The 23,411-nt window shown below is 68.4% G+C and carries 17 protein-coding genes; 1 reads left to right on the top strand and 16 read right to left on the bottom strand.

What is annotated here, in order from left to right; genetic code table 11:
• Positions 1 to 112: 112 nt before the first annotated feature.
• From recQ to NYO99_RS07365, 4 genes are all read right to left on the bottom strand, one after another.
• Entirely contained in the window at positions 113 to 1,990 is a 1,878-nt protein-coding gene (gene recQ, locus NYO99_RS07380; protein WP_268166509.1) for a DNA helicase RecQ, read from the bottom strand.
• A gap of 112 nt (positions 1,991 to 2,102) precedes the next feature.
• Positions 2,103 to 3,452: a dGTP triphosphohydrolase gene (gene dgt / locus NYO99_RS07375; protein WP_268166508.1), complete on the bottom strand. Its 1,350-nt coding sequence runs from the start codon at positions 3,450 to 3,452 to the stop codon at positions 2,103 to 2,105.
• 231 nt (positions 3,453 to 3,683) lie between these two features.
• A complete protein-coding gene (locus tag NYO99_RS07370) occupies positions 3,684 to 3,905 on the bottom strand; it encodes a SlyX family protein (RefSeq protein ID WP_268166507.1) in 222 nt (73 codons plus the stop codon).
• Positions 3,906 to 3,950: 45 nt separating this feature from the next.
• Positions 3,951 to 4,745 carry a tetratricopeptide repeat protein gene (locus NYO99_RS07365; RefSeq protein WP_268166506.1) on the bottom strand — a complete coding sequence of 265 codons (795 nt, stop codon included), beginning with the start codon at positions 4,743 to 4,745 and terminating at the stop codon, positions 3,951 to 3,953.
• Between the two features lie 122 nt (positions 4,746 to 4,867).
• Here NYO99_RS07365 and NYO99_RS07360 point away from each other — a divergent pair, with 122 nt between their 5' ends.
• A complete protein-coding gene (locus NYO99_RS07360) occupies positions 4,868 to 5,647 on the top strand; it encodes a helix-turn-helix domain-containing protein (protein ID WP_268166505.1) in 780 nt (259 codons plus the stop codon).
• 97 nt (positions 5,648 to 5,744) lie between these two features.
• On the opposite strand, the gene NYO99_RS07355 is transcribed toward NYO99_RS07360, so the two are convergent.
• The 12 genes from NYO99_RS07355 to NYO99_RS07300 form a co-directional block, all read right to left on the bottom strand.
• A complete protein-coding gene (locus tag NYO99_RS07355) occupies positions 5,745 to 6,305 on the bottom strand; it encodes a hypothetical protein (protein ID WP_268166504.1) in 561 nt (186 codons plus the stop codon).
• Between the two features lie 45 nt (positions 6,306 to 6,350).
• Positions 6,351 to 6,815 (bottom strand): hypothetical protein, encoded by a 465-nt coding sequence (locus NYO99_RS07350; protein WP_268166503.1) that lies wholly within the window; start codon positions 6,813 to 6,815, stop codon positions 6,351 to 6,353.
• 314 nt (positions 6,816 to 7,129) lie between these two features.
• Positions 7,130 to 8,014 (bottom strand): PoNe immunity protein domain-containing protein, encoded by an 885-nt coding sequence (locus NYO99_RS07345; protein WP_268166501.1) that lies wholly within the window; start codon positions 8,012 to 8,014, stop codon positions 7,130 to 7,132.
• Positions 8,001 to 10,325, bottom strand: coding sequence for a hypothetical protein (locus tag NYO99_RS07340; protein WP_268166500.1), 2,325 nt, complete (start codon positions 10,323 to 10,325; stop codon positions 8,001 to 8,003). Before NYO99_RS07340 ends, NYO99_RS07345 begins: the two co-directional genes overlap by 14 nt.
• Before the next feature lie 69 nt (positions 10,326 to 10,394).
• Positions 10,395 to 11,375, bottom strand: coding sequence for a hypothetical protein (locus NYO99_RS07335; protein ID WP_268166499.1), 981 nt, complete (start codon positions 11,373 to 11,375; stop codon positions 10,395 to 10,397).
• A 93-nt stretch (positions 11,376 to 11,468) separates the two neighbouring features.
• Positions 11,469 to 12,956: an IS5 family transposase gene (locus NYO99_RS07330; protein ID WP_268167358.1), complete on the bottom strand. Its 1,488-nt coding sequence runs from the start codon at positions 12,954 to 12,956 to the stop codon at positions 11,469 to 11,471.
• 85 nt (positions 12,957 to 13,041) lie between these two features.
• Positions 13,042 to 16,452: a two-partner secretion domain-containing protein gene (locus tag NYO99_RS07325; RefSeq protein ID WP_268166498.1), complete on the bottom strand. Its 3,411-nt coding sequence runs from the start codon at positions 16,450 to 16,452 to the stop codon at positions 13,042 to 13,044.
• 15 nt (positions 16,453 to 16,467) lie between these two features.
• Positions 16,468 to 18,111 carry a ShlB/FhaC/HecB family hemolysin secretion/activation protein gene (locus NYO99_RS07320; RefSeq protein ID WP_268166497.1) on the bottom strand — a complete coding sequence of 548 codons (1,644 nt, stop codon included), beginning with the start codon at positions 18,109 to 18,111 and terminating at the stop codon, positions 16,468 to 16,470.
• A 201-nt stretch (positions 18,112 to 18,312) separates the two neighbouring features.
• The gene (locus NYO99_RS07315) at positions 18,313 to 19,626 is read right to left on the bottom strand and encodes a BNR repeat-containing protein (protein WP_268166496.1); all 1,314 of its coding nucleotides are present in this window, start codon (positions 19,624 to 19,626) and stop codon (positions 18,313 to 18,315) included.
• Complete coding sequence (locus NYO99_RS07310; protein ID WP_268166495.1) at positions 19,623 to 20,876, bottom strand: DUF4861 family protein; 1,254 nt, start codon at positions 20,874 to 20,876, stop codon at positions 19,623 to 19,625. The genes NYO99_RS07315 and NYO99_RS07310 overlap by 4 nt, the downstream gene beginning before the upstream one ends.
• A complete protein-coding gene (locus NYO99_RS07305) occupies positions 20,876 to 22,123 on the bottom strand; it encodes a DUF2264 domain-containing protein (RefSeq protein ID WP_268166494.1) in 1,248 nt (415 codons plus the stop codon). Before NYO99_RS07305 ends, NYO99_RS07310 begins: the two co-directional genes overlap by 1 nt.
• An 8-nt stretch (positions 22,124 to 22,131) precedes the next feature.
• Positions 22,132 to 23,262 (bottom strand): glycoside hydrolase family 88/105 protein, encoded by a 1,131-nt coding sequence (locus tag NYO99_RS07300; RefSeq protein ID WP_268166493.1) that lies wholly within the window; start codon positions 23,260 to 23,262, stop codon positions 22,132 to 22,134.
• Between the last annotated feature and the right edge of the window lie 149 nt (positions 23,263 to 23,411).

Genomic DNA, 23,411 nt, shown 5'->3' with positions numbered 1-23,411 from the left:
GCGACGCGCGGCATTCTTCGGAGCCATCGCTGGCGGGTCGCCCGGCGGCCGACGGGCTGCAGCCCGGATCGGACGAACTGCGCGGCGGCCGGACAGGCCGGCGGCGCGGCGGCTAACGGCCCAGCACGCGCAGGATCTCGCGGCCGTAGGCGTCCAGCTTCTTGGCGCCCACGCCGCTGATCTCGCCCAGCTCGGCCAGGTCGCCCGGCATCTGCCTCGCCATCTCGGCCAGCGTGGTGTTCTGGAAGATCACATAGGCCGGCAGGCCGTGTTCTCGCGCCACCTCGGAACGCCAGGCCTTCAGCGCCTCGAAGCGCTCGGCGGCCTCGGCGTCCAGCCCCAGCGCCGGGTCGGCCTTCGGCTTCGCCACCCGGCCAGACTTGGCCCCCTTGCCGCGCGGCTTCTTCTCCTCGGCCTCGCGCAGCCGGATCTCCACCTCGCCCTTGAGCACACCGCGCGCACTGTCCTGCAGCGCCAGCGTGTTGAACTCGCCCTCGGCCGCCACATGGCCCAGTGCGATCAGCTGGCGCAGCACGGCGCGCCACTGCTGCTCGGACAGGTCGGCGCCACAGCCCCAGGTGGACAGCTGGTCATGGCCGTGCTGGCGGGTCTTGTCCGTCGCCTTGCCGCGCAGCACATCGATCAAGTGGCCAGCGCCGAAGCTCTGGCCGCGCTGGTGGAAGCGGTAGATGCAGGACAACAGCTTGCGGGCCGCCTCGGTGGCGTCCCACGTGGCGGGCGGGTTCAGGCAGTTGTCGCAATTGCCGCACGCGCTGCTCATCTCGCCGAAGTAGTTCAGCAGCCGCACGCGCCGGCAGTCCGTCGCCTCGCACAGCGCCAGCAGCGCATCGAGCTTGCCGCGCTGGCCCTGCTTGAAGACCTCGTCCGCCGGGCTCTCGTCGATCATGCGGCGCTGGTTGACGACGTCGGCCAGGCCGTAGGTCATCCAGGCCTCGGCGGGTGCGCCGTCGCGGCCGGCGCGGCCGGTCTCCTGGTAGTAGGCCTCGATGTTCTTGGGCAGGTCCAGGTGGGCGACGAAGCGCACGTCGGGCTTGTCGATGCCCATGCCGAAGGCGATGGTGGCCACGATGACCAGGCCGTCCTCGCGCAGGAAGCGGTCCTGGTGGCGGCGGCGCAGGTCGGCGTCCAGGCCCGCGTGGTACGGCAGCGCGTTGATGCCCTCGCTCTGCAGCCACTCGGCGGTTTCTTCCACCTTCTTGCGGCTCTGGCAGTAGACGACACCGGCCTCGCCCTCGTGCTCGTCGCTGATGAAGCGCAGCAGCTGCTCGCGCGGCGAGCCATTCTTCTCGACGATGAGGTAGCGGATGTTGGGCCGGTCGAAGCTGCTGATGAAGACGCGCGCGTCCTGCAGCTGCAGCCGCTCGATGATGTCAGCCCGCGTCAGGTCGTCGGCCGTCGCCGTCAGCGCAATGCGCGGCACCTCGGGGAAGCGCTCGTGCAGCAGGCTCAGCTGCAGGTACTCCGAACGGAAGTCATGCCCCCACTGGCTGACGCAGTGCGCCTCGTCGATGGCGAACATGCTCAGCAGGCCGCGCTCGCGCAGGCTCTCCAGCTGCGCCAGGAAGCGCGGCGTGGTGAGCCGCTCGGGCGCGGCGTACAGCAGCGTCAGGCGCCCGCTCATCATCTCGCGCTCGATGCGGCTGGCCTCCTCGCCGGTGAGGCTGCTGTTCAGGAAGGCGGCGTGCACGCCAGCCTCCTCCAGCGCGCCGACCTGGTCGTGCATCAGCGCGATCAGCGGGCTGACGACGATGGCCACGCCCTGGCCGCGCGTGTGGCGCAGGATGGCCGGCACCTGGTAGCACAGGCTCTTGCCGCCGCCGGTGGGCATGAGCACCAGCGCGTCGCCGCCCGCGGCCACCTGCTCGACGATCTCGGCCTGCTGGCCGCGGAAGGCGGTGTAGCCGAAAACCTGGGACAGCACCGCTTGCGGCGTGTCAGGGGCGAGGGAGGCGTGGGCGGGCGACTGCATGGCGGAAGCCCGCGATTGTCGCCGCACCGCGCGGGCCGTCGCCCGGCGCCCACGCTGCTCGCTGCATCAGAGCGGGCGCGCGCTCCTGCCCGCGGCACAAGCGCGCCCCGGCTCAGCCCACCAGTTGCGCGTGCCAGCGCAACACGCGCGCGTCGCAGGCGCTGGCCAGCCAGTCTGCCAACAGCCGGCGCTGCTCTCCGGTGCTGCCCGCCATGTCGTGGACCCGGCGCTGCGCCTCGGGCAACAGGCGCGACGGGTCGTCCCAGAAGGCCTCGGCCACCGCCTGCAGGCAGCGGCCGCCCCGGCGCTGGTAGGCCATCACGCCCGGAGCGCCCAGCACCACCTCGTGAACCAGGTGGCTGAGCTGTGCGAGAAAGGCTTCGGCCTCGGTCAGCAGGCACACGCGGTAACGCAGCAGCGCTTCCTCCAGATCGTCCCGCTCATCAACCTCGACGGACACGATGAAGGCGTTGATCAAGGTGCCCACGGCCCGCCGCCGCGCCGACTCCGAGCTGCCGAACAGCGCCTGCGCCAGCTGCGACGGGGCGCCCAGCTCCACCGCGGCCGCCCAGCCCGGATCAGGCTTGAGCCGCAGCCAACGCTCGGCCGTCACCAGGCCCAGCCGGATGCCGTCCTCCAGCACATGCACGCCCACCGCAATGGCCTCGGCCACGCCGATCAGGCTGGCATCAAAACCGCCCCAGCCCGCCACACCATGCTGGCCGTCGCGCGGCAACGCCGAGGGCAGCATGAAGGCATGGCTGTCGCTGCTGCTGGCGGGCAGCAGCGCCCAGTCGACAACGTCCTGGTCGGCGTCGTAGTAGCAGCCGGGCGGCCGGCGGCGGTCCGGGCGCCCGGCCGCGCCGCTGGCGCTGAACACCAGCCGCCGCGGCGCGGGGTGTGACAGGCAGCCAAGCAGCACGCGGCGCGACGGATCCAGCCCGAACTGGTCGGCATACGGCTCCTGGCGCGCCAGCAGCCGCAGCGTCTGGGCCGTGGCCGAGAAACCGCCGTCTGCCTGCAGCCAGTGGTTCAACGCCACCTCGCCCGCCTCGCCGAACGCCGGGCAGCCCATCTGCCGACCGAAGGCGATCGCCTCGATCAGATTGGGCTCGGGCAATAGCCGTGTCCACGGCGCGCTGGCCGAATGCAGGTGCTGCAACGACCGAAGCAGGCCACGCGCCAACTGGGCCGCCTCCTGCGCCAGCGTTGCGCGCGTGCGAAAGACCTCACCGTCGTCCACCCCGCCCAGCAGCGCCTTGCCTTGCAGCTGGCGGTAACTCTGGCTGTGCATGACGCGGGCACGGTCGCGCGCGTAGGGGTTGCGGTAGGCCCCGCGCACCCGCATCAACTCCGACCCCGAGCGGCGTTGCTGCCACTGCAGATCATCACGTTGAAGCAATGGGGCGGGTTCTGGCCGCACCCCATCGGGGCTGGCGGCAACTTCCATCAGGACGTCCATGGCGCACGACTCCACGCAAGACTTGGCTCCCTGTGGAGTGCCGGACGGGGCTGTGGCCGCCGCTTGAGATGACCGACACGCGGCTCAAGCGTAGGCCGCCAAACCGGGCTGCGGCACAGCGCCGCGCCCGCGTGCTGTGCACAAAGTCGCACCCGGCAGCCACGGCCCTGGATCGCGTCCGGCAGGGACAGCGCTACTCGCTGCGCTCGGGCGGTCTGTCCCGCAAAGACATCAGTAGTGCGGCGGCAGCTCGTCGCGCAGCGAGCGCACGCCGCCCGGTTCGGCCGCCGACGCGCGGTCGCGCAGCTCGACAAGCTCGCGCACCAGCCGGTCGATCTGCGCCTGCTGGCGCACGACGACGGCGTTGAGCTGCTCGACGGTGTCCTCGGCGAAGCTGGCCTTGATCTCGAGGTCGGTGATGCGCTGCTCCAGCGCCTGCAGAGGGGTGTCCATGCCCGTATTGGGCCAGAGCCGGCGCGGCTGCCGACGCTCAGCCGCTCACGGCTGCTGCGTGGCCGGTGGGGCGGCCGCCAGCAACGGCGCCACGGCGCGCATGCCGGCGCGGGCCTGCTGGGTCAGCGCGGTCGGGCCCGTCACCCAGCCGGCCGCCAACGCCGCGGCACGCTGATGGCCGGCCTCATCCATCCCGGCCTTCAAGGCAGCGATCCGGTCAGGCAGCCCCACGGGCGCCTGCCTCATGCCGGCCTGCACCACCAGGGCGAGGCCCAGCGCCTGGACGGGATCCTGGCCGTCCTTCTCCGCCAACCAGGCCAGCAGCGCGGTCGACGGCACGTGGCCCTGGTGCGAGGCCAGGCCCAGCCAGCGCTCGGCGCCGGTGCGGTCGCCGCGCTTCAGCAGCATCAACCCCACATCGTGCTGGGCGAGGTCGTAGCCGGCGTCGGCGGCACGCTGCTTGAACGCCAGCGCCTGCGCCTCGTCCAGCGGCACCACGCCAGGGAACTGACCTGCCAGGTAGCAGCCCACCTTGTAGGCCGCCAGCACCTCGCCGGCCGCGGCGGCCTCGCTGAACAGGGCGTAGGCGCGCGGCAGATCACGCGCGGTGCCGACGCCGTTGTTCAACAGCATGCCGAGGTGGTACTTCAGCGCGGGGTGGTCGCCACGGCCGGCAGCCGCCTCGACGCGAGAGAACAGCGCGGCATGGTCACCGGCTGCCTGCGCTCGGGCGGGCTCGGTCGCAGCCGCGGCCACGCCAGCAACGCACAGCGCCAGCAATGGGGCGCGCAACGCACGACGAGAGCTGAGGTGGCGACGGGCGAGGATCGAACAGCGCATGGCGATGGAAGGGGCAGTGGCAACGGGTGCGGATGGTGGGGCGCGGGCCGCAACGCTGCCAGCGCTGCCTCGCTGGTGACGACCGGCAAACCCACCGGTATCGCCCATTGATACTTGCGGCCATGAACGCCACCCAGGCCCTGACCGCCGCGCTGAAGGCCGAGCTGCGCCGCGCCGGCATCACCTACGCGCAGCTGGCCGTCCACCTGAACCTGGCCGAGAGCAGCGTCAAGCGCATCTTCTCGCGCGGCGAGCTGACGCTGGCCCGCATCGACCAGGTGCTGGCCGTGCTGCAGCTGGACTTCGCCGCCCTGGCTCGTGAGGTGGCGCTGGCGGCGCCGGCCCGCCAGGCGCTGAGCGCCGAACAGGAGGCCGCCGTGGTGGCCGACCCGCACCTGCTGCTGGTGGCCATCTGCGTGCAGGCGCGCTGGACGGCAGCGCAGATGCTGGAGACCTACGCCCTCAGCGATGCGCAGCTGGTGGCGGCCCTGACGGCGCTGGACCGCCTGGGCTTCATCGAGCTGCGCGCCCACAACCGCTACCGGCTGAAGGTGGACCAGACCTTCCGTTGGCGGCCCGACGGCCCGGTGATGGCCTTCTTCCGCCGCCACGCCGTGCCCGACTACTTCGCAGGCGGCTTCGACGGCCCCGGCGAGCAGCTGGCCCTGGTGCACGGCCAGATCGCCCATGCCCGCGCCGCTGACTTCCACGACCGCCTGCAGCGTCTGGCGCAGGACTTCGTGCACCAGCACGTGGCCGACCAGGCCCGCCCGACCGCCGACAAGACGGCCTACACGCTGGTGCTGGGCATGCGCTCCTGGCTGTTCGAGCCCTTCCGCGCGCTGCTGCGCACACCCGATGCGGCGCCGGGCATTGCGCCGCGCGCCAGGGCTAGACGCTGAACACCTTGATCAGCGCGGTGAGCCATGCGAACCCCAACGCGCTTGCCCTCGGGATATGTTGGGGTCCACGGTGGTCACCCAAGCTACAGGCTGCGCCTCAGCTCCGGCCCACGAACCGGAACGTGCCGCCCCCCGTCTGCGGCGCGCCCACGACCAACCAGTTCACGTTCACCTCAAGCACTTCGCCGTTGCGCGGCGTGCCAGTGACCACGCCGGAATCGGTGCTGGCATTCAGCCCAGCCTGCGCGCTGCTGAGCGCGCTGAAAGTCCAGCGCACCGAGTTTGCGCAGCTCTCGGGCAGCCCGACGAGCCTGGGGCTTGCGGTGACTGACTGCCCGGCAGGCAGGGTGATGACCGTGCCGGCGCCATGGCTCACGCCAGCGATGTCATACACGGCCGACAACGTCAGGTTCGCGGCGGCGCTACACGGCGTTTGCGACACGATCTGCCCGTTCACCGCGGTCACCTGCGTGTCGGAACCCCCGCCGCCACAGGCGCTGATGGCGAAGGACGCAGCCAGCACGCTCAGCAGACGCGAGATGCGATGGCCTGCAAGCCAGCTTGATGGTGCGGCTGGCGCGGTTTGAGACCAAAAGTTGGCGTGCATGAAGTTGGGAACAAAGCTTGAAAGGACATGCGCCGCGAACCGCCACTTCAAGGCGCTCGGGGCATGGAAGAAAGCATGGCCAGTCCGCCACACAGGTCAGACCGGTTTGGATGAGGCAGGTGACCGAGCCGGCGCGGCGGACCGCTGCTCGAACCGTCCGGCAGCCATCGCAGGCACCACAGCGCGCAGCTCCGCCAGGCGCGCATCGCTGCAAAACCCGGGCACCCGCTGGCTTTGCAGGTGATGGAAGTCCACGCCGTTCATGCCGTGCGCCAGCCGGTCGTGGCCAAAGCGCGAGATCAGCTGCGCCAGCATGGCCTGCTCATCGAAAGGCACACCACAGGTCTTGGCGGCGCCCAGCCGTGACCAGGCGAACTGCAGGTTCGGGTCCCAGCCCATGGCATCCACGCCGGTGAAGCCATGTTCGTAGTGGTAGGCGTAGACCTCGGGCTTGATGTCATAGGCCGTCATGCCGCCGACGCCACGGTAGGGCGGTGCGGCACAGGCGGCCATGAGCGCGGCCGCAACGATGGACAGGGGGAGGCGTAAGTCGAGGCGCATCAGTGCTGAAGGTTGAAGTGAAATTGAAGGGAATTGGCCGCTGGTGTGTGTGGCAGGAACTGTCCTGCGATCAGGGCTCTTGCTGCCGGCAAGCCGAAGCAGCGCACCAGGGCGGCATTGGTTCATCGACTTCCGCAGTTCAGCACTGGGCTGCTCCACAACGGCAGGTCACCCGGCCCGTACCTCGCACTGCCGGTGACTGCATCGTCGAGTTGCCAATGATGATCAGCAATTCGAGAAGGCGTTGCATTGTTCGTGAAGGACCGATCGGAGTGAACCCGCGAATGACGATCGTGAAAGCAGACCCACGTCGCTCACCGGGACGACAACCACCGCTTCCACCACGGCGGCGGCGCAGATGCCGCAAAGTGCCGCTGCGGATGGATGCTGGGCCCATCCGGCCGCAGCAGGTCACCCGGGTAGTGTTCCAGGCCACAGCACAGCGCATCGTCAATGCCGAAGGCCTTGGCCGCAGCCGCAGCTTCGATGCACCAGCGCCCAAAGTACGCGCCGCCCTCGAAGTTCTCGTCACCGAGCTTGTACCAGTACAGGCGGTTGTAGATCGCTGGCCGCCCCTTGGTGGCCTTGCGGTCCAACTCGACGTACCAGTGCTCGACGAAGTCCTTGAGCAGCGCTGGCCGGGCCTGGGGTGGCGCGGTCATGGCAGCATGCAGGCGCGCGTAGGGCTTGGGGTAGAGCAGCTTGGCGCCAATGCGCCGCCCGATCTGACGGCTGGCAATGAGGGTATCGAGCACGGCGTCCTCGCCTTCATTGCCAATCAACGCCAGCAGGCGCTGCCACTGCGCGTCGGGAATCTCCAAAGCCAGGGCCAGGCCGATCAACCACATGCATTCGCCGTAGAGATCGAAGTTGATGGACCAAGTGCGACGGCTGTGGACCACTTCCGGTGAATAAACGCTGGGCTCCAGCGCCTGAGATTGTTCCCAGGCATGCAATAGGCCGTCGAACCACGGCGCGAGGTCTCGAATGGGGGCGCCAGCGGAGTAGAGGAAGACCATCAGTTCCCAGTGCCGCTGTGCCTGCACTGCCAAGTACTGGGGCTCGTAGCTTGGATTTGCGCCGGATTGGGCGATGATCTGCCACCCCTTTTCGATGGCTCCCAAGCGGTACTGATGCCAATGACGCCAGTACTGAGGATTCCCAAGGGGGGCACGAATCAAGGCGTCAGCACTTGTCATCCGGCCTCCCACAAAGGATCTTGGATCCGTTTTGGGTAATCGGCTTCACGTAACCCTTCCCATCAAGAACCCTGATTTCGGTGCTGCCGTCGGGCTTCACGTTGATCTTCCATTTCTCGACGCGGCCCTGGGCCATCGCATCCTTGACCTGATCGGCGAGCGCCGAATTGCCACTGACAGCTTCCAGGATTCGATCGGTCCGCGTCACACTCCCAAGCAGCCACGAATCACTCATCTGCCGGCCATCGAGCGTTTGCGCCATGCCTTGGTTGTCGAACTTGTACTCGATCACAACAAAGTCAACGCCAGGTCGATTGACCCTGTAGAGATCGTCGATACCCGTCGAGCCCATGGATTGCGTGCGCCCCAGCTTCGTGCCGTCTGGCACTGCAACGCGCACCATGCTTTCCCCCCAGAACTCGCCGGCAATGCGCTTCTGATCATTGCTGAGCGTCTTCAAGTCCAGCCACGGGGTGCCGTCGGGTCTGAAGACGCCGCCTGACTTGAGCAGCGCATTCTCGGCGATCCGGTCCACTTCAAGGCTGATGCGCCGCGCCAGAGCCGCTTGCACCGTCGTGAGGCCGTCAGCAATGTAGGCGCCGTTCTTGTAGAGCGCCACCCCAGAAGCCATGGCGACGCTGTCCACCAGGAACTGCCCCAGGACCTTGCCTGCCGACTCGCCGAGTGCAGCGCTATCCTTCTGCATCCAGCTCAGGTAGGTGCCGAAAACGGCTTCCTGGCCTTGCGATTTGGCCGTTGCCAACACCTGCTCGAAGGTGGCTTTCGGATTGGCCGCCACAGCCATCACGGCGCTGGCAAACCGCTGGTAGGTGGCGGCGTCCATCAGCGACGCGTAAGTTCGCAGCGCCTCCTCCACGCCTTGCGGCAAGCCCTTCGCAACGCCAAGGCCGCCAGCGGCGGAGAAGCGCACCAGGCCCTTGGCGCCCAGGTCGCCGAGCGCGAGCGCGGCGTTGTCGCTGTAGAACTTGCGAGTCCCGGCGTCTGCGAACGCGACCTGCATCAGATAGCGCGTGTTCTCAAACTGGGTTGGGGTGGACGTGAAGCCCGCCTGCAGCTTTCCCTCCAGGTTTTGGAAGTGGAAGCCGTCACGCTGAGCCTCTACACGCAAGAACTCGGCGGCCTGAGCATAGGCATCCACCTGCTCAGCCGAGTAGCTGGAGTAAGCCACCTGCCACTTAAGGTCGTTGCCATAGAGAGCCCCGCGCGCCAGCTCCTGCTCGGCCTGCGCGAGAGAGATCCCCCGGCGGCTTGCCCACGCAGACACTTTGCGCTTGGCGTAGGCCACCTCATCGGGGTGGAGTTGGCGGTTGTTGGCATCGGCGTTGAACGCGGAGGCCGCGCCGGTTGCACCTCCCACACCCGCCCCGATGAGGGACTTGGCCCCCGACATCAGCACGTCATAGGCTGCCGTCTCCGCGGCCACTCCGGCCGCGATGAGTTCCTTGCGGATGTAGGGCGTCGCCAGCTCGGCGGTGAGCGCCCCCACCGCGCCGGCACTGCCGTTGGAGACGCCCCCCACCACTGCATGCAGCAGCGCCTTGTAGCTGCCTCCATCGCGCCATTTGTCTGCCTCCGGGCAGGGCTGGCCCGGGCCGCCACAAGCCGTTTGCGCCGCCTCCGCCTGCTTGCCAGCAAACGTGCCAGCTGCCTGGAACGCCGCCTTCCCAAACGCCGCCGTCACCGCCACCCCGTCCCGCAGCTCCTGCGTGGCCTTGGTCTTGTCGAAGGTGTGCAGCAGCGGCTGGTGCAGGCCGCTGGGGCTGGTGCTCAGGCTGCTGCGGTCCTGGTAGACCTTGGCGTCGATGGCCGCGATGCGCGTGTCCAGCTGTGCAATCTCGGCTTGCAGCGCCTGCACTGCCGCGTTCCAGTCACTCCACTGGCTGTTGCTGCCATAGCCAAGCACTGTCGATGCGCTGCCCAGCACCGCACGGGAGCTGACCGCGCTGACCGCGCTGACGGCCTGCGCCGTGCCCGCCACCGACACCCCTTCTGCCTTGCCCTGGCTTGCCGCGCCCAAGCTCACGGCCTCAGCTCCTGGCAGCGTAGGCGCTTTGTAGGCGTAGTGGCACCCGTCGCAAGGCGGCGGCTCGTTCCACAACAGTTGCTGCAGTTGCTCGCTCTTCTCGTCGCGTTGCGACTGCAGCGGTTCGCGCTGTGCAGCCTTGAGGGCCGCGACATAGCTGGCTTGCAGGTCCGGCCGGGTGAGCGTCACGCCGCCTGCGATGCTGCTCTTCGTCGCGAAGGTCTCGTTGGTGTCGATGCGTGCATGGCCAACGCTGGAGCCGGCCATGGCGCCCGCGCTGCCCACGCGCGCCACAACGCGGTCTCGCCGGTAGCTTTGGCGACGGTCAGGCTCACATCAGATGACGCCTGCCAACACGTCGGCCAGCCCCGGCACTTCGGCGCACGCCCGCCGGATGACCTTGTTCAGACGCTCGTCCTGCGGCACGGGTTGCGGCGGCAAATACGCCCCCAGGGGCGACTTCATCAACGGATGATCCAGCTCAGCGGGAAGCCGCAAGCCCAGCCGCTCCCGCAGCCGGTAGACCATGTGCACCTCGACGGGCCAGCCCATCAAGGTGTCGTTGATGAAATCCACATCCTTACTCGGGCGATCCGAACGGCTGTACATGCATTCGTGGGTATGCCAGTCGCAGGTGGCAAGCAGCGGCTCGATGAGCACCTCTGGGTCGGGGTCACGCCAGCAGGCAAACAAAGCGTCATAGGCCGGCGATTCGTACGGATGGGGCGGCAGCTCTGGCAGCGTGATGCCAGCAAAGTCGGCGTACAGAGCGAGCGTGAAGCGGGCAAAGGGCTCGCGGCGCGCTTCGTTGCGGGGATCGAGGTCACCGGCTGACCACAGAGCGCCCTGGGGCATCACTAGGACAGCGCACTGGGCGATCTTGTCAGCCGCCGCGTTCCAACCTAGTGCGTAGGCCATGGCGAGGGATTCGGCTAGGTCGCGGATGGAGGAGCCCCAGCACGGAGCTGTGCCGAGTAAAGCTGCACCGCGACCAAATAGCATCAAATGCCGAACTACGTTGTGCCACGCAGCAAGCGCAAATTCAATGCGGTCAGCACTCTCGCGCTTGTAGATATCGAACTCAACTCGGCGCATGAGGAGTTGTGCATGCCACTGAAGCGGGAACACCGCATCACCCAGCTCAAAATCGGGATCCCCGGCAGCGTAAGCGGCGATCTTGTTTTCATTGCGAGCATGCCCTGCCAAAGATTCAGCAAGCCGATCCGGCGTCCAGTCGATCTGTTCCGGGACGCGACATTCCACCTCCTTCAACAGAAACTTTTTGTTCCAGCGCTTATGGACACCCAGCCTAGTCATGTAAACCTCACCACTTCTTAATCTTTAGTCAGACCTGCAAAATCCATTTCCACGCAACTCGCTGACGGGACGGCCCCGGCGAGCAGCGCGCGGTCATGACGCGTGGAGCGGCGGCTGACGCGATAGGTCGGCATTGGCACCCAAGACGCTGCTGAGCCCCGCCATCGCCGCTGCCAGAGAGGTCGTCCATACGGCGATCAAGGCCAAGTAAACGTGCTTCAGGCCGCCAGCCTGCAGCTGACGCCGCAGCGCCCGCAGCAACCAGCGGATATTGAAGCCGGCAGCGCACAGCACCGCGTGCAGCGCGTCGCCCTCGCTGCCCTTGAGCCAGCACTTGTCCATCCGGTGGTCGTGCTTGGTGTGACCGATGGTGGGCTCGATGGCCTGCCGGCGCGTGAGCCAGCGCCTTTGCTGCGCATTCAAGGACTTGTACTTGCCCCGATGGATCAACTCCACCGGAGCGATGTCAGCGTCGACACCGCGGTAACCCACGTCGACGACGGCGGTCATGGGCTTGACGCCGAGATCCTGCAGCAAGGTGCTGGTCTGCTCGAGCTGCTGCGCCAGTGTGTGACCATCGAAGGGGTTGCCGGGGAAGCTGCGAGCGCCCACGATGAGCCCGCTCTTGTGTGCGACAGCCAGGCTGACCTTCACACCGAACTCGTAGGGCCGGCGCGCTTTCCCTTTCGAGATGCACTCGACCTCGGGCGCGTGCAGGGCGTAGAGCTTGTTCTTGTCGTGAGTCCGCTGGCTGCGGATCCGCTCAGCACGCTCCAGCCAGGGCTTGAGCTGATCCTGTGCGGCCTGCGCCAGCGTCGTCATCTTGCGCTGCACCTCGCGCAGCAGCACGCCCAGGATCGTGCGCTGGCGGCGCACCACCTGGCGCAGTCGCTTGAACTGCTTGGCATGGGCGTAGCCACCGGCACGACGCCGCAAGCTCTGGCCCTCGCGCTCGTGCGTCATCTTGAGCTTCAGGCCTGCTCGCTTGGCCAGGCGCACGATCTTGGCCCGCGCAACCTCCAGCAACCGGCTATCTGTCGGGTGGGCAATGGCCTTCTCCTGCACGGTGGTGTCGACCGTCACGCGCTCCAACTCGACGGGCTTGACCGCCTTCATTGCGACCGCCGCTTCGATGGTGGTCTTGAGCAATTGCTCCACGCCGGCTTCGCCCAGCACGCGACGGAAACGCCCGATCTGTGTGGCGTCGCAGGGCAGCTTGCTCTGGTAGTACTCCATGCCGCTGAAGAGCTGCCACACGACGTTCTCCGACCAGCGCTCGACCACGGATTCGTCGCTCTCGTTGAACGCGTGCTTCAGGTACAGCAGCGAGACCATCAGCCGGATCGGCAGACGCGGCCGGCCCGCACGGCTCACGCCGCCGGCGGCTACCACCAGCGTGGGGCCAAACATATCGGCGTCCTCGCGGGACTTGCCCATGCGGGCCTTGCGGGCGAACAGCGGAGCAAGTGACGCTTCAATCTGAGACCAGGGCATGCGCCGACCGAGAACCGCGAGCGGGTGGCGGGGATCCACCATGCCATCCAGCCGTGCGCGGAAGAAGTCGTCGGTCGCCATCGCCATTCCTCCAGAACTCCCAGAAATCAATGACCATTGAATTTGATTCTGGGAGTTCTGACCATCGGCATTCACCCCGCATCACCAGTGTTCATGCGGGTTGTGGGCGTTTTGCAGGTCCGACGAAGTAGTTGCTGGCAGCCTTGCTCGCTACGGCGCCGCCTTCGAGGTGGGTGTGGCCGTTGACCCGCACATCGAAGCCTCCGGTACCGGCCACGATGGCGCTTTGCTGCTTGATGGACTCGCCTTCGGCCAGCAGCTTCAACTGGCTGGCGTTCAGGCTGAAGCTGCCTCCCGAGCCCGACGGCGGGATGGGGATGCTTGCGTTGAAGCCAAAGCTTTGTTCCTTGGCTTGGTAGAAGGTTTCGTCCAGCGGGCTGGTGATGCTGAGCTTGCCGGCGCCCGCGCTGCCCACGCGCGCCACAACGGTCTCGCCGGTGGCTTTGGCGCCGGTCAGGCTCCAGTCCCGCCCGGCATCCACGCTGAGCAGCTTGCCGGCCGTCAGCTCGCTGTTGTAGAAGGTGGTACCCCAGCCGTTGCTCCAGGCGTTTGAGCGGCTGGCGGCCAGCGTCAGGTGCAAGCCGTTGCTTTGGCCGCCGACAGTGAAGGCCAGGCCGATCGCTGCAGAGCTGCTGGTGCGTTTGGTTCGCTCGGTGTCGCGGCCGATCGCTGCGGCCAGGGTGATGTCGCGGTTGGCGCGCAGCGTGAGGCCCTCGCTGGCGGTGACACGGCTACCGATGAGGTTGATGTCGCCGTTGTCTCCTGTGCCGGTCGCCGTCAGGCTGGCGTTGCGCCCGGCGTTGACGCCGGACTCGATGGGGGTGCTGGACCCGATGAGACTTTCGTAGTCGCTCCTGCTGCTGCCCAGGCTTGCGCTGAAGGTCCAGCCGCCGGTCGTCGCAGCACCCGAGAGGCTGTCGGCCTTGAGTAGGCTCTCGAAGTTGGTGTAGTTGTTGTAGACCGTCAGCCCGCTGGTGAGCAGGGCCATCGCCTGATAGCGGCCGTTCTCCGTGCGCTTGGCGATCTTGGCCATCTCACCCACGCTTTGCACGGCGCTGACCAGCGGGTTGCTCGCGGACAAGGTGATGCCGCTCTGCCGCTCCCGCACGATGTTGAGCACGCTGCGGGTGTTGTTGTTGCTTTGCAGCGTGACGTTCTGCGCGGCGATGTGGATGTCGCCCATGGGGGCGGTGATGTCACTGGACAGTTGCAGGTAGCTGCCGCCGGCCGTGGCCAGCACGTCGCCGGCCAGGCTGCCCACGCTGGTGCTGGCCTGGCGGGTTTCCTGGGTACTGGTGATGTCGGTGCGGCTCTTGGAGCCGATGGTGATGGACAGACCACCGTTGCCGAAGATGCCGCTCTTCTTGACTGTGCGCGACTCGTAGGCATAGCTGGCTTCCTGCGTGGCCAGCAGGTTGAGGTCCTGGTCGGCGTGCAGGCCGACGGCGCCATCGGCCATGACGAGGCTGCCGACGATGTTGAGGTTGCCGCCAGCACCCAAGGACACCGAACGGCCGCTGATGTCGCTGGGGTTGGCCGTTTCCTCCAGGCTGGTCTTGGTGATGTCGGTGACGCGTTTGTTGAACCACTTGCGCTTGACCTCGTAGAAGCGCTCGTAGGTGGTGTCAGTGGTGATGTCGTGGGCGACGTCCAGGTCCTTGGCGGCCAGCAAAGAGACGTGGCCGTTGTTGGACTCGATCTTCGCGCCGGTGATGAAGAGCTTGCCCTGCTCCGCTCCGGTGCCGCTCGCCAACAGCGCGATGTCACCGCCAGCCACAAGGCGGGCCTGCACCAGGTTCTCGGTGGTGGGCATCAGCGTGGTGTTGCCGTTGACCGTGGTCTCCTTGGTCAGGTCCTTGCGGGCCAGCAGCGCCACGCCGTTGCCCTGTATGGCGATGCTGTCACCGGCCTGCATCTGGGCACCGTCCAGCGTGACGATACCGCCAGTGGACTGCAGGGCCACCGAGCCGCCCGCGTCGACCGTGGTGCGGGTGTAGCGGGTGAGGTCGCGCGTGGTGCTGCCTTCGTAGACGCGGCTGGTGCTGGAGGTGGGTGACAGGGTCAGGTCACCCGCTGCAGTCACGGCCACGGCACCACCGGCTTTGAGGCTGCCAGCCTTGTAGGTCAGCTCGCCGCCGCTGTTCAGGCGGATGTCGCCTGTGGCCTGCAGCGCCAGGGCATTGGTACCCATAGCACCTGCGGAGGCCAGCATCACGTCGCTGCCATTGACGGTGCCACCCGTCCAGTTGACGGCAGCACCGGACTGCACCAACGCCAGGCCCGTGCTGTCGACGGAGGCGCCCGCCGCGCTCACGCCCTGGGCGCTCAACACGGTGGCACCAGCACCCGTGGTCTTGAGCGCGCCGGTAAAGCTCAGGTTGCCGGCGGCATCCAGCGTCAGGCCGCCAGCGCCTGCCTCTAGCCGGCCGCGAATGTTGACGCCCGGGCCGGCCTCGTTGGCCAGCAGGTAGATCTGGTTCGCAAACATGCCGGCGGCGGCGCCGATGTCAATGGACACGGCCGGCTGGGCGTCGCTGCGGCCTTGCGGCGTGGCCGCGAGCGTGCTGTAGCTGACCTGGTTGGCGCCTGCCACGGCATAAATGGCGCTGTTGCTGGCCGGCAGGGTGACCGAGCCGTCCACCCGCACCGCGCCACCGATGAGATCCAGCGACGTGAGACTGCTGCCGTTCAGACCCGCGGCGCCGATGGCGACCGTGCCGCCGCTGACCGAGAAGCCGTCCAGCGTGGAGCCCACCAGCGGCCGGCCGCTGACCAGGCTGGCGCGGTTGGTGTTGATGAAGCCGCAGCCATTGCAGGTGATGCCGTTGGCGTTGGCGATGACGACATCGGCCGGCATGCCGAACACCTCGATGCCGCCGGCCAAGATGCTGGCCGACGTGCCGGTGACCTCGTTGACGATCAGGCGCGCCTGTGCGGCCGGGTTGCCGGCAAACAGCACGTTGCCGCCGATGGCGCCGGCCAGCTGTGAGTAGCCGACTGACGTGCTGGACTCTGCGTTGGGCGCGGGTGCGGCGCTCACCACCGCCTGACCCGTTGCAGGCAGATCAATGGCAGCAACGCTCGCTGGCAGGCTCTGGATCATGCATCGCGAACAGGGCTTGGGGTCCCGCGGGCGCGGCGCCGGGGCGGGGGCGGGCGCTGGGGCAGGCGCGGGAGCCGGTGCAGGCGGGGGCGGTGCGGGCGCAAAACTGCCGGGCGCTGCCGAAGAGTTGTTGAGCACCAGGCCTGCCGCGCTCACGTTGAACTGTGTGAACAGGTTGTGCGACACGCCTGAGCTATTGGCCGGGGCGACGTGGACAACCGTTGCACCGTTGCCAGCCGTGTCGATCTTGGGCTTGCGGCCAGCGGGCGCGTTGGCATCTGCCGTGGTCTGCGCCTGCGCCGCCAGCAGCGCATCGGGTGCAATGGCATGCAGCCCTCCCAGCAGAAGGATGGCTTGCGCGATGCGGGTTCGGGAGCTGGTTCTTTGGTGGCTTCTCATCGTGTCGTTCCCTGATCAGTAGCTGTAGTTGAGACTGGCGTACACCACGGCCGAGGCCGCGTCGAATCCTTGGGGTTTGTGCAATGGCGCTGCAGCAGCAAGATCGCCAAACAAGCCGCCAAACTGGACCCGCACGCCGACCGTTGCGCCGGCCAGCGTGCGCCCGCCGGAGAAGGCGCCAGCAATGCGGCCAACGTCTAGCCCTGCATAGGGCTGCCAGGCAACGCCTGCAGGCAATTCGACGCCTGGGCCTCGCAGGTCCTGCTTCAAACTGATTTGCTCCTTGCCGCTGAGGAGGCTGCGCGCGTCGAAGCCGCGCACGGTCCAGCGTGAGCCCAGCACGTGCAGATCGGCGCCGCTGGCAGCATCGTGGACGCCGCTCCAGGCAAGACGGGCGTCATAACGCCAATCGCCGAATGGGCGTTGCCAGCCCAGTTGCGCGCGCGCGGTGCGGGCGAGCGGCGGCGGATCCAGAACCACGTCGGCGCCTAGGGTGCGCCGGGTGCTGACGGCTTGCTCGTAGTCCAGCTGGAATTCGCCCGCCTCACGCCGCCACCAACCGCTGAATCCCCAGTCGGTCGTTCGGACGTTGCGCCGCTGAAGCACCAGCTCAACGTCGTCGATGTGGTTGCGGCTCCTCCGATCGCTGGCTCCGAGCCAGACGGCCACGCGGCCACTGGCACTGCGCCAGGGCGTCCACTGCCAGCGTAGCTGCCAGGACGCGTCATGCCCGTTCTCGCTGAAGACGGTCGACAAGCCTTGGATGAGACGGTTGTGTTCGCTGCGCGTGCCCGTCACGGACAGCAAGTGATAGCCAAAAGGCAGGCTGTAGCTGAGCATGCCGCTGCGCTGAAAAGGAGCACCCCGCTTTGGAGCGCCAGCCACATAAGCCACCAACTGATCAGACAGGCCCAGCGGCCCATCCAACACCAGCTGCGCTGAGCCTTGAAGGCTGCCGTAGTCGCTGGCGCCAGCGTTGTCGGCCCCCACGGTCATGCGCCATGAGCGGCGCTCCGTGGCAGCCAGTACCAGTACGCTTTCGCCAGACACGTCGGCGGCTTCGATTTGAACCTGCGCAGCTTGGCTTGGCAGGCGCGAGGTGTTCTCCAGAGACTGCTCGATGTCGCGCAGGTTCAGAACATTGCCTGTCCGCAGCGCCAATGCATTGCGACCGATCGCCCTGGCCCCACCCCTGCGCTCGATGCGACCCACGCGCCCGAGTTCCACGTCCAGTTGCAGGACGCCATCGGCAAGGTTCTGTGGCGGCACGGTGATGTGACTGGTCACATAGCCCAGATCCACCAGCCGCGCCTGGAGGTTCTGACGAAGACGCTCGATGCTGAGCGCACCGAGACAAGCGCCGGCATAGCTCCGCAAATCCTGGTGTTCATCGGCGAACCCGGGCGGCGCGCCCCTGAAATGCACGCGCTGAACGTGGAAACACGGCGCCTCGCCTTCGACAGGGTCCAGCCAGACACCACCTCTCGCACCCGCGAGTTGTGGCGTCACGCGCAGCTGCGCGTCACGGATCTGCTGCAGTCGCTCACGCTCAATGGCGTCGAGCACATCCTTGCGGTCCTGGGCCCAGCTTGCTGCGATCAGCAGCAAGCCGCCCAAACCAAGGACCAGCCGTTTTGGGCTGGTCATCGACAACTTCACGACAACTCCCTTGCATGCCGCTGATGCTCTTTTTGCGGCGGCGCGATTCTGGCGAGCGCCGTAGCTTGGTCAGCCCATTGATTTCCTGTCACCCAATCAGGTGACAGCCGCACCATTGCGCCGCGTTCAGCCCATGGCGGGCAGCCGCTGAACACAAAGCCTCAAAGCCACAAGGGGCCACCACCCGCTGCGGTCAGCGCATCAGGGCCGCCACTCCAGCACCCGCACCGGGCTGGCCGGCACCTGGGCCTGGCCTTCGCCGTCCACCTGCTGCACGGCCTGCACAAAGAGGTGCAGTTCACCGCGGCGGCGCCAGAGTTCGGTGTCGAAGCTGGGCTCCCAGGCGCCCACGCTGCCTGGCGTGAGGTCGTGCAGCGTCCAGCGGCGGGCATCGAAGTCGGTGATGTGGGCCACCGAGACCTTGCTGCCGCGCTCCTCGTCGCGAAACACCAGCAGCGCCTCGGGCCGTCCGCCGCGCTGGCGCAGCATGAGCTGCGGCCGCGCGATGGGGATGGCCTTGGTGCCGGCGCCGCTGAGCGAGAACGGCGTGCGCCGCCAGTCCAGCAGCAGGCGGCGCCACTGGCCGTCGCGGCGGTAGACGACCTGGTACTGCGGCACGGCGCTGCCCTCGGGCCGCCAGTAGCTCGCGATGTAGGGGTTGCCGTCGGCATCGGCCGCCATGCCGGTCTGGTTGATGAGCTCGCGGCGCTGCGGGATGGGCGCGGCGATCTCGGCGCTGGCCGCGGTGATGGGCAGCGTGTACGGGCGGCCCTCGGATGTCTCCCAGCTCACGCCGCCGTCGCGGGAGCGGGCGTAGGCGAGGTCATGGTTGCTGGCCACATCGGGCGATTCGCGCCACACCCAGGACAGGTGCAGCGTGCCGTGCGCGTCGAGCGTGGACTGCCAGTAGGCGTTGCGCCGGCCTTCGCCGCTGATCAGGTTGGCGTGCAGGCGCGTCCAGGCCTGGGTGGCGGGGTCGTAGCGGTTGATGACGAGGTTGCCCCGGCCGGAGCCGCCGTCACGATAGAAAAACAGCAGCCCGCCGTCGGGCTGGCGGTGGAACTCGGGGTAGGTGACCGAGCGTTCCTGCTGGCCGATCATGGGCAGCGGCCCGCTCAGCGTGAGGCTGCCGGGCTGCAGGCTGCGGGCGTAGCGCAGCGGGTTGTTGTGGTGGTCCCAGGCCAGATGCAGGTAGCCGGCGCCGTCCACCATGAGGCTGATGCTGTTGTGCGCGTCGCGCGCATTGCCGCGGTAGGGCGTGGTTTGCAGCGTCCAGTGCGTGCTGTCCAGACGGCGCTTGCCGAGCACGACGCGGGCCTCGTCGTCGTAGTAGGCGATGTATTGCCAGTCACCATCGCTGACCAGCGCGTTCTTGCGGAACACGACGGCGTTCACTGAGTTGCGCGCCCAGCCCGGGCCCACGTCCACCAGGCGCACCTCGCGCGGCGCCGGCCCCAGCGCGCAGCCGGCCAGCCCGGCGGCGGCCATCAGCGGCAGCAGCGCGCGGCGCTTCACGGCGCCACGCCGCCGGCCGGCGGGGTGATGCGCACCTGCACGGGCGCCGCGACGCGCTCGCGCCACGCCGCCACGTGGGCCTGCCAGGCCTCGGTGCTGGTGAACTCGCCGGACCAGCTGACCGCCGCACCGAGGTGGTAGCGCAGCGGCTGGCCAGGGGCCACGGTGGCGAGGATGAGTTCGTTGAGCGCGTCGTCCGCATGGCCGTCGGCGCCGGGCAGGATGAGGGCGGTGCCGAAATCGCCCGCGCTGCGCTGGCGCACCCACTGCACCAGCGTGTCGGCACCGCGGTGCGTGCTGATCACGGGGCCCTGCGACGTGTAGGCGGGGGCCTTGTTGAGGCCCAGCGCGACGCGCAGCGGCTGCGGGCCGGCGGCGGTGAAGCGACTCTCGACGGCCGTGAACAGCTGGCCGGCGTCCAGCGTGAAGCGTTTGAGCTCGCTGACGGGCCGGCCGTCGGCGTCCCAGGTGTCGTAGGCCAGCTCAAAGGCGACGCGGATGGGGCCGTTGGCGAGGATGCGCCAGCGCGCGTAGTTGCCGCTGGTGAAGAGCCGCTGGCCGTTCCAGAGCCCCGAGCCGCCCAGCCCGCGCGAGCGGCCCACGCCGTACATGTCCAGGCCCTCGCCCTGCTCCTGGTGGTAGTGGTCGTGGCCCTTGGTGTACCAGCGGTCGATGACCAGGTAGCTCGGGCGCTTGAACCACACGTCGATGCCGCTGCTGACCAGCACCTCCTTGCCGCTGCCCGGCGGCGCCGGGGCGGCAAGCGCCGGGCCGTAGGTGCGGTGGGCAATGCGGTCGTTCTCCCAGGCGAAGTCGTCCAGCCGCTCGGGCACGGGCCGCGCGAACGCCCGCGCCGGGAAGGGCGGCACGACGGCCTCGGCCTTCTCGATGGTGAAGCGTGCCTGCTGCTCGCCGGCCGCAAAGTCATGCTGAAACAGCAGCTCGCCGTAGGCGGTGCCCTCGCCGCGGGGGTCCTTGGCCTGCGGGTCGACGTTGGTGACCTGGTAGGGCAGCAGCCGGCCGGTTGCGTCGCGCACGGCGAGCTGGTGCAGGCGCGCGCCGGGCAGCTGGCGCGCCACCTCGCGCCACGGCACGGCGATGGTCTCGGCAGGCCGCGCGGCGGCCAGCGTGTGGTGCACGGTGAGCTGCAGACGCGGGGTGGGCTCGGCCGCGCTGGCCATGCCGGAGCTGCCGGCCACGGCCAGCGCCAGGCCCGCGGCCAGCGCGCCGCGGCGGGAGGTGGGGGGCATCAGTAGTCCACCGCGTAGTCCTTCGGGAAGCGGGCGCTCGCGAAGGCTTTCTTCTGCGTCCAGTCCTGGGCCGGGGTGGTCCAGAAGCTGTCGCTGGCAGGCAGGCCCAGGGCCAGCAGGCCGACGCTGGCGATGTACATGCTGCCGTTGTTGGAGTAGCGGTCGCCCAGCTCGGGCTGCAGGCCGCGGAAGCCGATGTTCAGGAAGCCGTCGGGCGTGAAGTTGCTGGGCCCGCCCCAGATGGCGACATGGGCCGCATGCAGCGCGGCGCGCACCTGGCCCTCGGGCAGCGAGGCCGGCAGCTGCTTGCGCCAGGCCAGCAGCGCCAGCGGCTGGAAGGCGGCGGTGCGGTAGGTCAGCGAGCGGCCGATGGGCGGGTAGCTGCCCTGCGGGCCGATGAGGCGCTCCAGGTGTTCGCAAAAGCGCTGGGCGCGCTTGAGCGCCTGGGCCAGCAGCTCGGCCGGCTTCGCGCCCCAGAACGGCGCCTTGCGGGCCACCAGCACCTCCAGCACCTCCACCAGCATGGGGTGCATGACGAAGGCGCCGTAGTAGTCGAAGTGGAAGTTCTGGCCGTCCTTGATCCAGCCGTCCCCGGCGTACCACTCGTTGAGCTTGCGGATGGCGCCGTTCAGCCGCATCGGGTCGTGCTGCTCACCGATGGACAGCAGCCAGGCTTCATTCATGGCCGCGAACAGCAGCCAGTTGATGTTGGGCACCTCGAAGCGGCGCAGGCCCTGGATCTCGGCGACGATGCGCGCCTTGGTGGCGGCGTCCAGCGGCGCCCACAGCGCCTGCGGTGCGCGCAGCAGCGCGTTGGTGAAGTAGGCCGAGTCCACCAGCGCCTGGCTCTGGCCGCGCCACATCAGGTAGTCAGGGCTGGCGGGGTCCACCGCGTGGGCATAGCTCTGCAGCGCCTGCTCACGCAGCCGCTGGCGCAGCCGGCCCTCGGCGCTGTCGTCCACCGGCAGCGCCAGCCAGGGCGCGATGCCGGCCATCAGCCGCCCGAAGCACTCCAGGTAGGCCACGGCCTTGGGCCGGCCGTCCCAGCTGGGGCTGACCTCCAGCGGGAACTTCTGCTGGAGCTCGCCGCGCGACATCAGGCCCAGCACGGGCTCGGCCATCTGCCGCAGCAGGTCGAGCTGGAAGGCGCGCTCGGCGCCGGGCGCGGCGCTGGCGGCGGCCGGGCCCGTGGTGAGGCTCAGGCCGGGCAGCAGCGCGGCAGCCTGCAGGAGGTGGCGTCGTTGCATGGCGGGCCTCAGCGGTCGAGCAGGCGCACCATCTCGGCGCCGGCCAGCAGGAAGGCGCCGACGCCGAAGTGCGCGGTGGACTGCTGGTTGACGACCTGGCCCGGGATGGCGCGGTCGCCGATGGGCTGCACATAGCCGAGGCGGCCGTCGGGCTGCAGGGCCACGGTGCTCAGAAAGCGCCAGCCGCGCTGCGCGGCCGGCAGGTAGGTGTCACGCGGCAGCAGGCCCTGGTTGATGCCCCACAGCAGGCCGTAGGTGAAGAAGGCGGTGCCGCTGGTCTCGGGGCCGGGCGCATGGGCCGGGTCCAGCAGGCTGCGCGCCCAGGTGCCGTCAGCCTGCTGCAGCGGCAGCAGCGCGGCGGCCATGCGGCGGAACTGCGCCTCGTACTCGGCGCGGTGGCGGTGCTCGGCCGGCAGCTCGGCCAGCACGCGCGCCAGCGCCGCGAACGCCCAGCCGTTGCCGCGCGCCCAGAAGTCCTTCTTGCCGTTGACGCTCTTGTGCTTGGGGTACACGTAGCGCACATCGCGGAAGTACAGGCCCTCGGCCGCATCGAACATGAGGGCGTTGGCATGGCGGTAGTACTGGTGCAGCTTGTCCAGGTACTGCGGATTGCCGGTGATGCGGTGCAGCTTGGTCATCACCGGCATCACCATGTACAGCCCGTCCACCCACCACAGGTAGTCCTGCTGTGGCGTGCCCATCTGGTACTCCATCACCTCGCGGGCGCGGGCGATCTTCTTCGGGTCGCGGTCCAGCTGATAGAGGTCTGCATAGACCTGGAAGCAGGTCTGCCAGTCACCGAACAGCACGTAGTCGTCGGTCTCGCCGTAGCTGTACTTCCAGCGTGCCTTGTCGGTGCCCTTGGCGCCCTCCCACTGGTTGTGCTCGGCCCAGGCCTGGGTGTAGGCCAGATAGCGCCGGTCGCCGGTGACGCGGTAGGCCTCGACGTTGCCGGTGTGATACGCCGCCACGTCCCAGAAGGCGTTCTCCTGCGCGGGCTTGAGCGCCATCCAGTGGGTGTTGGCCTTGTCGATCGCGGCGACCACGGCGCGCCGCTCGCCCTCACGCTCGTGGGCTGTGCCGGCACAGCCCGCCAGCCCCAGGCCGGCCACCACGAGCAGCCCACCCAGGCGCTTCATCCACGTCATCGCATCCACCCCACAAGGCCGCATCACCGGTGGCACGCGCCACCACCCAGCCCCGCAGGGCGGCGCCATTCTGCAGGCCGCTCGGGCGCGGTGTTATCGCGATTTCATATGGCTGCGGGCGGGTTCCGGATAGCTGCCGG

It is taken from the genome of Roseateles hydrophilus (assembly GCF_026712245.1).
GTDB lineage: Bacteria > Pseudomonadota > Gammaproteobacteria > Burkholderiales > Burkholderiaceae_C > Pelomonas > Pelomonas hydrophilus.
Note: the sequence above shows the minus strand (reverse complement) of the source record. Positions and strands in the feature narration are given on the sequence as shown.

Bases quoted from the DNA above. Each gene is read 5' to 3' on its own strand.
- NYO99_RS07365 (WP_268166506.1), bottom strand. From the start codon at position 4,745: ATGCGCTGTTCGATCCTCGCCCGTCGCCACCTCAGCTCTCGTCGTGCG.
- NYO99_RS07330 (WP_268167358.1), bottom strand. From the start codon at position 12,956: ATGGCGATGGCGACCGACGACTTCTTCCGCGCACGGCTGGATGGCATG.
- NYO99_RS07310 (WP_268166495.1), bottom strand. From the start codon at position 20,876: ATGCCCCCCACCTCCCGCCGCGGCGCGCTGGCCGCGGGCCTGGCGCTG.
- NYO99_RS07340 (WP_268166500.1), bottom strand. From the start codon at position 10,325: ATGGCCGGCTCCAGCGTTGGCCATGCACGCATCGACACCAACGAGACC.
- NYO99_RS07360 (WP_268166505.1), top strand. From the start codon at position 4,868: ATGAACGCCACCCAGGCCCTGACCGCCGCGCTGAAGGCCGAGCTGCGC.
- NYO99_RS07305 (WP_268166494.1), bottom strand. From the start codon at position 22,123: ATGCAACGACGCCACCTCCTGCAGGCTGCCGCGCTGCTGCCCGGCCTG.
- NYO99_RS07345 (WP_268166501.1), bottom strand. From the start codon at position 8,014: ATGACAAGTGCTGACGCCTTGATTCGTGCCCCCCTTGGGAATCCTCAG.
- NYO99_RS07370 (WP_268166507.1), bottom strand. From the start codon at position 3,905: ATGGACACCCCTCTGCAGGCGCTGGAGCAGCGCATCACCGACCTCGAG.
- NYO99_RS07325 (WP_268166498.1), bottom strand. From the start codon at position 16,452: ATGAGAAGCCACCAAAGAACCAGCTCCCGAACCCGCATCGCGCAAGCC.
- NYO99_RS07350 (WP_268166503.1), bottom strand. From the start codon at position 6,815: ATGCGCCTCGACTTACGCCTCCCCCTGTCCATCGTTGCGGCCGCGCTC.
- NYO99_RS07335 (WP_268166499.1), bottom strand. From the start codon at position 11,375: ATGACTAGGCTGGGTGTCCATAAGCGCTGGAACAAAAAGTTTCTGTTG.
- NYO99_RS07300 (WP_268166493.1), bottom strand. From the start codon at position 23,262: ATGAAGCGCCTGGGTGGGCTGCTCGTGGTGGCCGGCCTGGGGCTGGCG.
- dgt (WP_268166508.1), bottom strand. From the start codon at position 3,452: ATGGACGTCCTGATGGAAGTTGCCGCCAGCCCCGATGGGGTGCGGCCA.
- recQ (WP_268166509.1), bottom strand. From the start codon at position 1,990: ATGCAGTCGCCCGCCCACGCCTCCCTCGCCCCTGACACGCCGCAAGCG.